Here is a 12545-nt window from a genome sequence, read left to right on the forward strand (position 1 = left end):
GTTAACCTTTGCTCAAAAAGCGCACTCGATAGTGAATTCAAAGCTGTGGGAGCGCGATCATGGAACAAAAACTTAAACCAGGCTGGTCATATCGGCTGAAATTGGCGGCCATTGTGCTGACGCTTTTGTCCCTGACCGCGTTTTCTGGCTGGGGAATATACGCAGTGCCTGCTCCGGTCGTGGACCGTATGCTTGAAGCGGACCTGAGAAAAGAAGCCACGCAGCTCGGCAAACAAGTGACATCGCACCTGAAGGATGTTCAAGCCACGTTCCAAACCGGATTCGTCGGCGGCCATGATCAGGAGTTTCTTGAGCTTTTGCCTGCAACATCAGACATCTATCGTTTCAAACTGTTCAACGCAGATGGTCGCGTCTTCTGGTCTTCACGGTCCTCCGACCTAGGGTCAGTGAATTCCAAACCGTACTTTGACGCCGTAATCAAACAAGGCAATATCTACTATAAACACGAAGAAAAACCTTTGTCCGAGGTCGAGGATTTCGATGGCGACGCTATTCACGCCTCGGGCCCGCAAACACGCCACGTTGCCGAAATCTACACTCCGATCATTCGAGACGGTCGTTTTCTGGGCGCGATTGAGTTCTATTCGGACATTACGGATGTCAGGAACCTGTTCATAGATCGCGTGCGACTGTCTCTGTTTATTCTTAGCACTGTTGCCCTTCTTGCTTTCAGTGTCGTGACACTGGTCGTGTTCCGCTCTAACCGCCGCCAGGTTCAAAGCCTTCGCGGGCGCGCAGCCAAGGAACGTGAGCTTATGGACGAACAACTGCGTTTGGCCCGAGAAGTCCGTTTGCTGGGCGAGTTGAATGAATGGCTGCAATCCAGCCGGTCTCTGGACGAGCTTTTCGACCTGGTCTCGCGTTTCATGACCCACATCCTGCCCGAGGCAGAGGGCAGTGTGTATGTATACTCGAACTCACGCGATGTGCTGGATGGGTGTGCCAGTTGGAATGGCGGCACGCATAAGTCTCACATCCACCCCGAAGGATGCTGGGGCCTGCGTCGGGGGCGAACCTATGAATTCGGTGCGTCCGAGATCGACTTTGTCTGTGAACATGCCGAGCCCCATGACGGACGGCCCTATTTCTGCTTTCCGATTCTGGCCCACGGCGAAACGGTTGGCTTGCTGCATCTGCGGGCGCTGGAAGGCCGCGACACGTGCTTTCACAAAAGCCGCAAACTGGCGCAGCTATGTGCCGAGCAAATCAGTATGGCAATCGCCAACGTTCGGATGCGCGACCAGTTGCATGACCAGTCAGTGCGGGACCCGCTGACCGGCTTGTTCAACCGGCGCCATATGACCGAGACGTTGCGCAAGTCCATTAGCCGCAGCCAGCAGACAGGTGCTCCGCTCAGCCTGATTGCAGTGGACGTGGATCACTTCAAAAAGTTTAACGACACTCATGGGCATGACGCCGGAGATATGGTTTTGCGCGCCGTTGGATCGGCGTTGGAACAAGGGTGTGACAGGGATGAGATCGCCTGCAGGATTGGCGGGGAAGAATTCATGCTGATCCTGCCCGACAATACTCCGGAAGATGCCATGACCCGCGCTGAACAGCTGCGCCAGGCGGTTGAGGGTATTACCGTGCGGTACGGTGAAAAATCGCTACCCCGCATAACGATTTCTGTGGGTGTCGCCAATTACCCGGCGCATGGAACCATGCCGCAGGATCTTATGCGCTCGGCGGATGATGCTCTGTATGAGGCCAAGGACAAGGGCCGCAATCAGGTTCAGGTGGCCGGCAAGGTTGATCCGAGCTCTGGGCGCGGGGATCAGACTGGCAATACAACGCCTTCCATCGCCAAAATTAGCGCAAAGTCCTAAATTTCTTGCCGAATCAGACGCCAACCACGATCAATCCGTATGGATTTGCACAGCAGATACCCCAGCATCGAAGATCTGAAGCATCGGGCTAAAACCAGAATTCCCCATTTCGTGTGGGAATATCTGGACAGCGGTACCGGAGTCGAAGCGACACTGAACCGAAACCGCACCGCCCTGGATCGTATTCGCTTTTTGCCCTCAATCCTGCACGGAACGATATCTTGCGACACCGGCACCGATTTTTTGGGGAAACGTTACCCACTCCCGTTTGGTGTAGCTCCGATCGGAATGGCGGGCTTGATCTGGCCCGACGCCGAGGGGGTTTTGGCACGGGCCTGCGCGGCGGCAAGCCTGCCTTTCACCCTATCAAACGTTGCGACCCAAAGCCCCGAAGACCTGGACGGCCACATCGGGGATGACGCGTGGTTTCAACTCTATCCCCCTAAGGACCCAGACATCCGCATGGATTTGCTCAACCGGGTCAAAGCTGCCGGGTTTTCCACGCTGGTAATGACTGCGGACGTGCCGGTGGCCTCTCGACGGGAAAGACAAACCCGTTCTGGGCTTACGAACCCGCCCAGGCTGACCCCCCGCTTGCTGGCACAAATCATTCAACGGCCTGCATGGGCCCTGGCCATGGCGCGTAGTGGGCCACCGCGGATGCGCACATTGGACAAATACACCGACGATTCAAGCAATCTCCCTCCGACAGCGCATGTTGGGTATCTACTGCGCACGTCGCCGGACATGGACTATGTCAGATGGCTGCGCGATGCGTGGGATGGTCCTTTCATAGTTAAAGGGGTCATGCGTGCCGAAGATGCTGAACCGCTGAAACAGGCGGGTGTCGACGCCTTGTGGATATCCAATCACGGTGGTCGACAGTTCGACGCCGCCCCCGCAAGTATCGAGGCGCTACCAGCCATTCGCGCCGCGACAGATCTGCCACTGATACTCGATAGCGGCATCGAAGGGGGGCTGGATATTCTGCGCGCGAAAGCACTGGGCGCAGATTTGGTCATGCTTGGGCGTGGTTTCATGTATGCTCTCGCAGCCCTAGGTGTCGATGGCCCTGACCATGCGATAGACATTCTGCGGCAAGATCTGCTGGCGAATATGGGTCAGCTGGGGGCAGAATCTCTGGATCACTTGCCACCTGCAATATCTCAGATTGATGCTGCGGCGCGGCACGTGTAATATGTTAGCGCCAACATAGGGCGTTTGCGAGCGTTAACATGCCGGTTCTACCCAGAACGACTGATATACGTGCGCGTATTGTCCGCTTATGAACACGGCCAAACCATAAAGACCGGGACCGCAAATGACCGACTTCAAAAAGATCCTGATCGCCAACCGCGGCGAGATTGCCATTCGCGTGATGCGCGCAGCCAATGAGATGGGCAAACGCACCGTCGCTGTCTTCGCCGAAGAGGACAAGCTGGGCCTGCACCGTTTCAAGGCGGATGAGGCGTATCGCATTGGCGAAGGCATGGGCCCGGTGGCTGCATATCTTTCGATTGATGAAATCATCCGCGTCGCCAAGGAATGCGGCGCAGACGCGATCCACCCGGGTTACGGCCTGCTGTCGGAAAACCCCGATTTCGTGGATGCCTGTGTGCAGAACGGCATCACCTTCATCGGACCGAAAGCTGAAACCATGCGCGCCCTTGGTGACAAGGCCAGCGCCCGCCGCGTTGCGATTGCAGCTGGCGTTCCGGTCATTCCTGCAACCGAGGTTCTGGGCGATGACATGGACGCGATCCGCGCAGAGGCCGCCGAGATCGGTTACCCGCTGATGCTTAAGGCCAGCTGGGGCGGCGGTGGACGCGGGATGCGCCCCATCGAATCCGAGGCCGAGCTGGAAGAAAAGGTACTGGAAGGCCGCCGCGAGGCCGAGGCCGCTTTTGGCAATGGCGAAGGCTATCTGGAAAAGATGATCACCCGCGCCCGCCATGTCGAAGTGCAGATTCTGGGCGACAAGCATGGTGAGATTTATCACTTGTATGAACGCGACTGCTCGGTCCAGCGCAGGAACCAGAAGGTCGTTGAACGCGCCCCTGCCCCGTATCTGTCTGACGAACAGCGCGCGGAAATCTGTGAACTCGGCCGCAAAATATGCGCCCATGTGAATTACGAATGCGCGGGCACGGTCGAATTCCTGATGGATATGGAGACCGGCAAGTTCTACTTCATCGAAGTGAACCCCCGCGTACAGGTCGAACACACCGTCACCGAAGAGGTCACGGGCATCGACATCGTGCAGGCGCAAATCCTGATCGCCGAGGGCAAAACTCTGGCCGAAGCAACTGGTGCTGCCAGCCAGTCCGACGTGCGTCTGAACGGTCACGCGCTGCAGACGCGGATCACGACCGAAGATCCGCAGAACAATTTTATCCCCGATTATGGTCGCATCACCGCCTATCGCTCGGCCACCGGAATGGGCATTCGTCTGGATGGCGGCACCGCATATGCGGGCGGGGTGATCACGCGTTTTTACGACTCGTTGCTGACCAAGGTTACGGCCAAGGCGCCCACGCCTGAGGCTGCGATTGCCCGGATGGACCGGGCGCTGCGCGAGTTCCGTATTCGCGGTGTCAGCACCAATATCGACTTTGTCATCAACCTGTTGAAACACCCGACCTTCCTGTCGAATGAATACACCACCAAGTTCATCGACACGACGCCGGACCTGTTTACCTTCAAGCGTCGCCGTGACCGGGGCACCAAAGTTCTGACCTATATCGCGGATATCACCGTCAACGGGCATCCTGAAACCAAGGACCGGCCCGAGCCCCGTGCTGACCTGAAAGAGGCCAAACCGCCCGCTCTGAAGGGTGAACCCAAGATGGGCACCCGCAACCTGCTAGAGCAAAAAGGCCCGCAGGCCGTGGCCGACTGGATGAAAGCGCAGCGCCAGTTGCTGATCACCGACACCACCATGCGCGACGGGCACCAGTCGCTGCTGGCCACGCGGATGCGCTCGATCGACATGATCAAGGTGGCACCGACCTATGCGGCCAACCTGCCGCAGTTGTTCTCGGTCGAATGTTGGGGCGGTGCGACCTTTGACGTGGCCTATCGATTCTTGCAGGAATGCCCGTGGCAGCGTCTGCGTGACCTGCGCGAAGCGATGCCGAACCTGATGACCCAGATGCTGCTGCGCGGGGCCAATGGCGTTGGATATACCAACTACCCTGACAACGTGGTGCAGGAATTTGTCCGTCAGGCCTCGCAAAACATCGACGTTTTCCGTGTATTCGACTCGCTGAACTGGGTTGAAAACATGCGCGTGGCCATGGATGCGGTCGTCGAGAACGGCAAAATCTGTGAAGGCACCGTCTGCTATACCGGCGACATTCTGGACCCAGATCGCTCGAAGTATGACCTGAAATACTATGTCGGCATGGCGAAAGAATTGCGCGACGCAGGCGCGCATGTTCTGGGCCTGAAAGACATGGCGGGTCTGCTGAAACCGGCCTCGGCCAAGATCTTGATCCGCGCGTTGAAGGAAGAGGTCGGACTGCCGATCCACTTCCACACGCACGACACCGCGGGCATCGCCAGCGCCACCATTCTGGCCGCGTCCGAGGCGGGCGTGGACGCGGTGGATTGTGCAATGGACAGCTTCTCGGGCAACACCTCTCAGGCCACCTTGGGCACCGTCGTCGAGGCGCTGCGCCACACGGAGCGTGACACCGGGCTGGACATCAAGGCCATCCGCGAGATCAGCGATTATTTCGAGGCCGTGCGCGGCCAGTATGCGGCGTTTGAGTCCAGCCTGCAGGCTCCGGCCTCCGAGGTCTATCTGCACGAAATGCCAGGCGGTCAGTTCACCAACCTCAAGGCGCAGGCGCGCAGCTTGGGGTTGGAAGAACGCTGGCATGAGGTCGCTCAGATGTATGCCGACGTGAACCAGATGTTCGGCGATATCGTGAAGGTAACGCCCTCGTCCAAGGTGGTTGGTGACATGGCGCTGATGATGGTCAGCCAGGGCCTGACCCGCGATGACGTGGAAAGCCCGGATACGGATGTGGCCTTCCCCGATTCAGTCGTGGACATGATGCGCGGCAACCTGGGTCAGCCTCCGGGTGGGTTCCCTGACACCATCATCCAGAAGGTGCTGAAGGACGAGGCCCCCAATACGGACCGCCCCGGCAAGGATGTACCTGCCGTCGATCTTGAAGCCACCCGCGCCGAGCTGTCGAAGCAACTGGAAGGCAAAGAGGTCGATGACGAGGATCTGAACGGGTATCTGATGTATCCCAAGGTCTTCCTGGACTATATGGGCCGCCACCGTACCTATGGTCCGGTTCGCACCCTGCCCACGCGCACCTTTTTCTATGGAATGGAACCGGGCGAAGAAATCACGGCCGAGATCGACCCCGGCAAGACATTGGAAATTCGGTGTCAGGCTATTGGTGAGACCGACGAAAAAGGCGAAGTGAAGGTCTTTTTTGAACTCAACGGCCAACCGCGTGTAATTCGAGTGCCGAACCGTCTTGTCACGTCGTCGACACAGACGCGCCCCAAGGCTGAAACCGGCAACCCCGGCCACATCGGTGCACCAATGCCCGGCGTCGTCGCAACCGTTTCCGTTACTGCCGGACAAGAGGTGAAGGAAGGCGACCTGTTGCTGACCATCGAAGCTATGAAGATGGAAACTGGCATCCACGCAGAGCGTGACGCGACCGTTAAGGCGATCCACGTGCAGCCCGGCGGCCAGATTGACGCTAAGGACCTACTGGTCGAACTTGAGTGAACGATCTAGTTTAATTCCCAACCTTCGGGCCGCTCGGACATGCGGGCGGCCCGTCGCTTTGCAAACGGGAGGGAAAACATGCTGTCTATCACACCTATCTACGCTGCGCTGCTGGCGATCATCTACGTCGCTCTCAGCGGTTGGGTCATTAGTACCCGCCGGAGCCAAAAGATCTCGTATGGCGACTCGGGCAACAGCGAGATGCTTAAAGCGGTACGAACCCATTCCAACTTTGCAGAATATGCTCCGTTTGGGTTGCTGCTGATCGCCATGGTCGAGCTTCAGGGGGCGAGCGGCCTGTTGGTCAATCTGTTGGGGCTGTGTTTGCTTTCCGGACGCATGCTGCATGCCTATGGATTCGGTAAAACGCCTCAGATCGTTATCCTACGCCAACTCGGTATGGTTTTGACGTTCACTGCCCTTCTGGTGGCGGCTATCTCGAATCTGATATTGGCCTTTTGATCACCGCAACACGGGTCAGCCGGTCAAAACACGTGTTTCAACCCTAGGCAATTGCCCGAGGTCAGGCTCGGCCTTTCCAAGCCTGTCCTCGTCCCGCACGCTCAGTGCACAGCTTAAAACGATCAAACCGGCCAATAGAGCCGTCTTAATGTCTGCCACCCGCTTCATTTCCTCGTTTCCATCCTTGTTGTTTTACGTTGCTCTATGTCTTGAACACTTCAGCCGCGCATTTCCGTCGAAATATTTTTGCACCTTTTTGTGCTTTTCTGCTTGCAGCCCTGCGCGGGAATTTATACATCCCTCCTCACTCAACGGCGCGGGCGTAGCTCAGGGGTAGAGCATAACCTTGCCAAGGTTAGGGTCGGGCGTTCGAATCGCCTCGCCCGCTCCATTGAGAGGTCTTCGGACCAACATAGTATCTGATGCGGGCGTAGCTCAGGGGTAGAGCATAACCTTGCCAAGGTTAGGGTCGGGCGTTCGAATCGCCTCGCCCGCTCCAGATACCAAATTCTTGAAACTTTTCTGGCAACCTGCAAATTGTTGCGCCATTCTGTTGGCGTTGTAGGTGTTATCGTTACAAGTTTCAGGATTTTAACATGTCAGGATATAGTATCAGGTCACTGACCGCAGATGAATTACAACACGCCGTTGACTGGGCAGGCCGCGAAGGGTGGAACCCAGGCGTACACGACGCTCAGTGTTTTCGCCCAACAGACCCAAATGGATTTCTGGGCGGCTTTCTGGATGGTGAGATGATCGCGTCGGTCTCGGCCGTGAACTATGACGACGCTTTTTCATTCCTTGGCTTTTACATTGTTCGGCCCGAATTTCGACATCACGGCCACGGTCTCGAGATAGCCAGACACGCACTTGCCCATTGTGAAGGCCGCAACATGGGGCTGGATGGCGTAGTCGAACAACAGGATAATTACCGGAAATCAGGGTTCACCTTTGCCTACAACAATTTCCGCTTCGGCGCCCCCGTTCGACAGGTCTTGCCCAAACTGGGTCAAGTTCTGGGCAATGGGGTTGCGCCCATAAAGACAGCCACCGACGCCCTTAAAGCCTACGATCGGCAGCTATTCCCGGCAGCGCGGGACGCATTTTTGCAAAGCTGGCTAAGCGCCTACTCCCACATCTCACGCGTCTACACCGAAAATGGTCAGATCAGAGGATATGCCACCCTTCGTCCCTGCAAGACGGGATATAAGGTGGGTCCGCTATTTGCCGACGACGCCGCAATAGCGCAGGCGCTGTTGGCCAGCCTCTTGGCGGCTATCCCCGTGGATCACCGCGATCACGATGTCTTTGTAGACATACCGCAACCAAATGCGGCGGCCTTCGCGATGGCCGAACAGTTGGGATTGGAAAAAGTGTTCGAAACCGCACGGATGTATTCTGATCACGAGCCAGATATCGATCTAAGCAGGATTTTCGGGGTAACGACGTTTGAGTTGGGTTAGTATTTTCGCCCGCCACTTCGGGCTACAGATTGGAAGGGCTAGGCCTATGTTGAGTTACCATCAAAAATGGCTGCTGTTGGAAATATTCGAAAATCTACCGGGCCTCAGTTTTCTGATCCTCGCGCGCGCACTGGAAGATCAGCGTCTGGCGGGTTGGGTCGGAGCCGTTTTGGCAGTTTGTGTCTGCGTCTTGTATGCTGGGAATATCCTGCGCCCTCAGCCTATATTACTTGGTATCAATGTGTTCATGGTCGTTATAACTCCGCTGATCGAACTATTGGTTTTTTCCGGCTCTCGCGGTGCTGCGAACATGTTAATCGAAAATATCGACTCGCTTGTTCTCAGCAGTATTTTCGCGACCGGAGTAATTCTGACCTGCTGCACGACCAAAGGCTTTCTGACCTATGAGACCCGTTGCCAGAAACAGATGCGCAACCACTCAGGCCTGTTGCTGATCTTGTGCGCAGTCGGAATTGTCTGGACCCTTGTTATCGGGCAAAACCATCTGATTTCCTTGGTCCTGCCTCTAATGCTGCTTTTCGGGGCACAGCGGTTTCTGCGTGCCGGAGCATCAGACCATCGGTCCCATAACCACGCGTTTCTTGCCGGAACCATCCTGTCAGACACAGCGGGCGACACTCTAGCCTGACCCTAGAAAGCCTTGAACGTCATTGTGGTCAAAGATCGTTCGATGCCGGGAATCACTAAAAGGTTTTCATTGATAAAATGACCGACATCCTCGTTCTCGGGGATGTAGAGCTTTAACAGCAGGTCATATTCGCCGCTGGTCGAGTACAGCTCGGAGTGGATTTCGCGCAGAGCGATCTCTTCGGCGACCTTGTAAGTAGTGCCGGGTTTGCAGCGGATCTGGATGAAAACACAGGTGGACATGGGCCGGGCCTTATTGGTTCGTGTTACCCGCAGGCTGGCATGGGCCGCGCCGGGGTGCAATCCCCTGCAACAGTTTACGGCGAATGCGCCTTTGCGGTCTGGATATGCGCGCCCTTCCCCGTCTATAAGGCCGCCTGTAGCAAAAGGAATTCGCCCATGCGCAGCGCAAAGATTAGCCGTCAGACCGCCGAGACCGAGATCTCGGTCGAGGTCAATCTGGACGGCACCGGCACCTATGACAATCAGACCGGCGTTGGGTTCTTCGATCACATGCTGGACCAGCTTGCGCGTCATTCGCTGATCGACATGACGATCCGCGCCAAGGGCGATTACCACATCGACGACCACCACACGGTCGAAGATACCGGCATCGCGCTGGGGCAGGCGCTGACGCAGGCTTTAGGCGACAAGAAGGGCATCCGGCGCTATGGCGAATGCCACTTGCCGATGGATGACGCACAGGTGCGCTGTGCGCTGGATCTGTCCGGCCGTCCGTTCCTGATCTGGAACGTGAACCTGCCGACGCACAAGATCGGTACGTTCGACACCGAGCTGGTGCGTGAGTTCTTTCAGGCGCTGTCCACCCATGGCGGCATCACCCTGCATATCGACCAGTTGCACGGCTTCAACAGCCACCATATTGCCGAAGCTGCCTTTAAGGCCGTCGCCCGCGCCCTGCGCTTGGCGGTCGAAACCGACCCGCGCAAGGCGGATGCGATTCCGTCCACGAAAGGCGCGCTGTAAATGCTCACGGCGATCATTGACTACGAGAGCGGAAACCTGCACTCGGCCGAAAAAGCGTTTCAGCGCATGGCGCGGGAATTGGATGCGGGTGAGGTCGTCGTGACCTCGAACGCGGATGTTGTCGCGCGCGCCGATCGGCTGGTTCTGCCCGGAGACGGGGCGTTTCCGGCCTGCGCCGCCGAACTGCGCGGCCATAAGGGCATCCATGACGCCATGGTCGAAGCGGTCGAGCAGAAAGGCCGTCCGTTTCTGGGCATCTGCGTCGGGATGCAGCTGATGGCCTCAACGGGCCACGAATACACCGACACTGATGGTCTGGGCTGGGTTGCGGGCGATGTGGTGCGGATTGAGCCTTCAGACAGCGCGCTGAAAGTACCGCACATGGGCTGGAACGATCTGGTTCTGGAAAGCGATCACCCGGTGTTTGACGGGGTGAAATCCGGCGATCATACCTATTTCGTCCACTCCTACCACTTCCGGGTCGCGGACCCAGCGCAGCGTCTGGCCTATGTGGACTATGGGCAGGACGTCACGGCCGTGATTGGCCGTGACACGATGGTTGGAATGCAGTTTCACCCCGAGAAAAGCCAGGATGTGGGGCTGCGCATGATCGGGAACTTCCTGACGTGGAAGCCCTGATCCCTTACTGAACGCGGGTCCAGGTCTGGCCGCGGCAGATCAGACCACCCGCAGCACAGCCTTTGACGGTCAGCTTGTTCTGGCTGTCCAACTGCATTTTTGAGCCATAGGTCTTGTCGCGATCGGGCGCCCAGATTTTTCCGCCGGAATACGCGCCATCCCCGTCGGCCACCATGTCCCAGATCATCTGTTTACCCAGATTCTCATAGTTCAACGATTGATTGCCCGCGGCGTCAAACGCGCTGTCGATGGTTCCACAGATCGCACTGCCGCAGGGCTGGATCGAAACGTGCAGATAGTTGCCTTCATCTCCGGGTTCGGTTTTCCAAAGACCGTCGACCGGGTCTGCCAGCGCTGCCGTAGAAAGAACAGAAAAGGCCGCTGCTGCAATGAATGTAGATTTCATGATCTTCTCCCTTTTATGAGGCCACTTTGTCGCGCCTTATGTCGTCGGGCAAGAATGACCCCGCGTCGCGTTGCATCCCCTGCCCCGCTTGTGCGATATCCCCCGCGTGTAACACTGATATAGGGCCGCCGATCATGATCCTCTACCCCGCCATCGACCTCAAAGACGGCCAGGCCGTGCGCCTGTTGCGTGGCGAAATGGACAAGGCGACTGTGTTCAATGACGACCCAGCCGCCCAGGCGAAAGCATTTGTCGAAGCCGGGTGCGAGTGGCTGCATCTGGTCGACCTGAACGGTGCCTTCGCCGGCGAGCCGGTCAACGCCGCCCCGGTCGAGGCGATCTTGTCGGCATGCAAAGTCCCCGCCCAGCTAGGTGGAGGCATCCGCGATATGGCCACAATCGAAACCTGGATCGACAAAGGGCTCGCCCGCGTCATTCTTGGTACCGTTGCGGTCGAAAATCCCGATCTGGTCCGCGAAGCCGCGCGTGAGTTTCCCGGCAAAGTCGCCGTAGGCATCGACGCCCGCAACGGCATGGTCGCCACCAAAGGCTGGGCCGAGGAAACCGATGTCGAGGTCACCGAACTTGCCCGCAGCTTCGAGGATGCGGGCGTCGCGGCCATCATCTACACCGATATCAACCGCGACGGCGCGATGCAGGGCCCGAATATTGAAGCCACAGCCGCCCTCGCCCGCGCGGTGTCCATTCCGGTGATCGCGTCGGGCGGAGTGAGCTCGCTGGACGATCTGATCGCCCTGCGCGATTGTGGCGTGGAATTGAATGGCGCGATTTCGGGCCGTGCGCTGTACGATGGGGCGCTTGATCTGAAAGAAGCGCTGGCCACGCTCGGCGCGTAATCAAGCCGACCGGCGCTTATTCCAGCTTCCATGTGTGTTTCCGGGGCTGCCCATCTTTGTATGGCTGCAGCTCCGTTTCACTGATTTTTACGAATTGAAAACAACCGGTCCAGTCTCCGGTCTTTTCGCACCACTTATCGCCATCAACATACCACTCGCCGTCGTAGGAGTTTCCCCCAAAATTACCGGCAAGTTTACCTTTTTTGCTACCAGTGCTGTATGCCTGTGCCCACTGGGTCTTGTCATCCTGATTAGAAATAGACCGGACTGTTGACCCGGGTAGGGTTGCCAAAAGTTCTGACTTGGACATGAAATCTTGCGCAAACGCTCCGGTGGTAAACACCCCGACACACATCACTGCTGCGCTGATTGTTTGTAAGGCAATTTTCATAAAAACCTCCCAATATGTACTTTGAAATGCGGCAATTCTATCACAAATCGCCGCCATCCCAAAACTTGAGAGGTATCGCCACG

At 57.3% G+C, this 12545-nt stretch carries 13 protein-coding genes and 2 tRNA genes; 11 read left to right on the top strand and 4 right to left on the bottom strand.

The annotated features are described in order from the left end of the window. Positions 1–59: 59 nt before the first annotated feature. From ACR3EG_RS14185 to ACR3EG_RS14200, 4 genes are all read left to right on the top strand, one after another. Positions 60–1850, top strand: coding sequence for a sensor domain-containing diguanylate cyclase (locus ACR3EG_RS14185; RefSeq protein WP_480496916.1), 1791 nt, complete (start codon positions 60–62; stop codon positions 1848–1850). Positions 1851–1889: 39 nt separating this feature from the next. Further along, on the top strand, positions 1890–3047 hold the full coding sequence (locus ACR3EG_RS14190; protein WP_480496915.1) for an alpha-hydroxy acid oxidase: 1158 nt from the start codon (positions 1890–1892) through the stop codon (positions 3045–3047). Positions 3048–3171: 124 nt separating this feature from the next. Continuing rightward, positions 3172–6609: a pyruvate carboxylase gene (locus ACR3EG_RS14195; RefSeq protein ID WP_480496914.1), complete on the top strand. Its 3438-nt coding sequence runs from the start codon at positions 3172–3174 to the stop codon at positions 6607–6609. Between the two features lie 78 nt (positions 6610–6687). Continuing rightward, complete coding sequence (locus ACR3EG_RS14200; protein ID WP_480496913.1) at positions 6688–7071, top strand: MAPEG family protein; 384 nt, start codon at positions 6688–6690, stop codon at positions 7069–7071. Between the two features lie 15 nt (positions 7072–7086). Here ACR3EG_RS14200 and ACR3EG_RS14205 read toward each other — a convergent pair whose 3' ends face one another. Beyond that, positions 7087–7230 carry a hypothetical protein gene (locus tag ACR3EG_RS14205; protein WP_209195080.1) on the bottom strand — a complete coding sequence of 48 codons (144 nt, stop codon included), beginning with the start codon at positions 7228–7230 and terminating at the stop codon, positions 7087–7089. A 157-nt stretch (positions 7231–7387) separates the two neighbouring features. Between ACR3EG_RS14205 and ACR3EG_RS14210 the strand changes: the two genes are divergently transcribed. From ACR3EG_RS14210 to ACR3EG_RS14225, 4 genes are all read left to right on the top strand, one after another. Further along, positions 7388–7462: transfer RNA gene (locus tag ACR3EG_RS14210), tRNA-Gly, on the top strand. A gap of 33 nt (positions 7463–7495) precedes the next feature. After that, positions 7496–7570, top strand: a tRNA-Gly gene (locus ACR3EG_RS14215). A gap of 97 nt (positions 7571–7667) precedes the next feature. After that, the gene (locus ACR3EG_RS14220) at positions 7668–8534 is read left to right on the top strand and encodes a GNAT family N-acetyltransferase (RefSeq protein WP_480496912.1); all 867 of its coding nucleotides are present in this window, start codon (positions 7668–7670) and stop codon (positions 8532–8534) included. Positions 8535–8580: 46 nt separating this feature from the next. Further along, positions 8581–9183, top strand: a complete 603-nt coding sequence (locus ACR3EG_RS14225) for a hypothetical protein (protein ID WP_480496911.1) — start codon at positions 8581–8583, stop codon at positions 9181–9183. 2 nt (positions 9184–9185) lie between these two features. Here ACR3EG_RS14225 and ACR3EG_RS14230 read toward each other — a convergent pair whose 3' ends face one another. Beyond that, the gene (locus tag ACR3EG_RS14230) at positions 9186–9425 is read right to left on the bottom strand and encodes an Lrp/AsnC ligand binding domain-containing protein (protein ID WP_480496910.1); all 240 of its coding nucleotides are present in this window, start codon (positions 9423–9425) and stop codon (positions 9186–9188) included. A 156-nt stretch (positions 9426–9581) separates the two neighbouring features. Here ACR3EG_RS14230 and hisB point away from each other — a divergent pair, with 156 nt between their 5' ends. Together hisB and hisH are read left to right on the top strand one after the other, a co-directional pair. Next, positions 9582–10169, top strand: coding sequence for an imidazoleglycerol-phosphate dehydratase HisB (gene hisB, locus ACR3EG_RS14235; RefSeq protein WP_480496909.1), 588 nt, complete (start codon positions 9582–9584; stop codon positions 10167–10169). Then, positions 10170–10808: an imidazole glycerol phosphate synthase subunit HisH gene (hisH, locus tag ACR3EG_RS14240; RefSeq protein WP_480496908.1), complete on the top strand. Its 639-nt coding sequence runs from the start codon at positions 10170–10172 to the stop codon at positions 10806–10808. It abuts the gene before it with no gap. Between the two features lie 4 nt (positions 10809–10812). On the opposite strand, the gene ACR3EG_RS14245 is transcribed toward hisH, so the two are convergent. After that, positions 10813–11214, bottom strand: coding sequence for a DUF2147 domain-containing protein (locus tag ACR3EG_RS14245; protein WP_480496907.1), 402 nt, complete (start codon positions 11212–11214; stop codon positions 10813–10815). 134 nt (positions 11215–11348) lie between these two features. Between ACR3EG_RS14245 and hisA the strand changes: the two genes are divergently transcribed. Continuing rightward, on the top strand, positions 11349–12071 hold the full coding sequence (hisA, locus tag ACR3EG_RS14250; protein ID WP_480496906.1) for a 1-(5-phosphoribosyl)-5-[(5-phosphoribosylamino)methylideneamino]imidazole-4-carboxamide isomerase: 723 nt from the start codon (positions 11349–11351) through the stop codon (positions 12069–12071). A 16-nt stretch (positions 12072–12087) separates the two neighbouring features. Here hisA and ACR3EG_RS14255 read toward each other — a convergent pair whose 3' ends face one another. Further along, a complete protein-coding gene (locus ACR3EG_RS14255) occupies positions 12088–12462 on the bottom strand; it encodes a hypothetical protein (RefSeq protein WP_480496905.1) in 375 nt (124 codons plus the stop codon). Between the last annotated feature and the right edge of the window lie 83 nt (positions 12463–12545).

Source organism: Ruegeria sp. AM7 (assembly GCF_056535965.1).

Excerpts from the sequence above, each read along its gene's own strand:
- ACR3EG_RS14185 (WP_480496916.1), top strand. The coding sequence starts at position 60 with ATGGAACAAAAACTTAAACCAGGCTGGTCATATCGGCTGAAATTGGCG.
- ACR3EG_RS14190 (WP_480496915.1), top strand. The coding sequence starts at position 1,890 with ATGGATTTGCACAGCAGATACCCCAGCATCGAAGATCTGAAGCATCGG.
- ACR3EG_RS14195 (WP_480496914.1), top strand. The coding sequence starts at position 3,172 with ATGACCGACTTCAAAAAGATCCTGATCGCCAACCGCGGCGAGATTGCC.
- ACR3EG_RS14200 (WP_480496913.1), top strand. The coding sequence starts at position 6,688 with ATGCTGTCTATCACACCTATCTACGCTGCGCTGCTGGCGATCATCTAC.
- ACR3EG_RS14220 (WP_480496912.1), top strand. The coding sequence starts at position 7,668 with ATGTCAGGATATAGTATCAGGTCACTGACCGCAGATGAATTACAACAC.
- ACR3EG_RS14225 (WP_480496911.1), top strand. The coding sequence starts at position 8,581 with ATGTTGAGTTACCATCAAAAATGGCTGCTGTTGGAAATATTCGAAAAT.
- ACR3EG_RS14230 (WP_480496910.1), bottom strand. The coding sequence starts at position 9,425 with ATGTCCACCTGTGTTTTCATCCAGATCCGCTGCAAACCCGGCACTACT.
- hisB (WP_480496909.1), top strand. The coding sequence starts at position 9,582 with ATGCGCAGCGCAAAGATTAGCCGTCAGACCGCCGAGACCGAGATCTCG.
- hisH (WP_480496908.1), top strand. The coding sequence starts at position 10,170 with ATGCTCACGGCGATCATTGACTACGAGAGCGGAAACCTGCACTCGGCC.
- ACR3EG_RS14245 (WP_480496907.1), bottom strand. The coding sequence starts at position 11,214 with ATGAAATCTACATTCATTGCAGCAGCGGCCTTTTCTGTTCTTTCTACG.
- hisA (WP_480496906.1), top strand. The coding sequence starts at position 11,349 with ATGATCCTCTACCCCGCCATCGACCTCAAAGACGGCCAGGCCGTGCGC.
- ACR3EG_RS14255 (WP_480496905.1), bottom strand. The coding sequence starts at position 12,462 with ATGAAAATTGCCTTACAAACAATCAGCGCAGCAGTGATGTGTGTCGGG.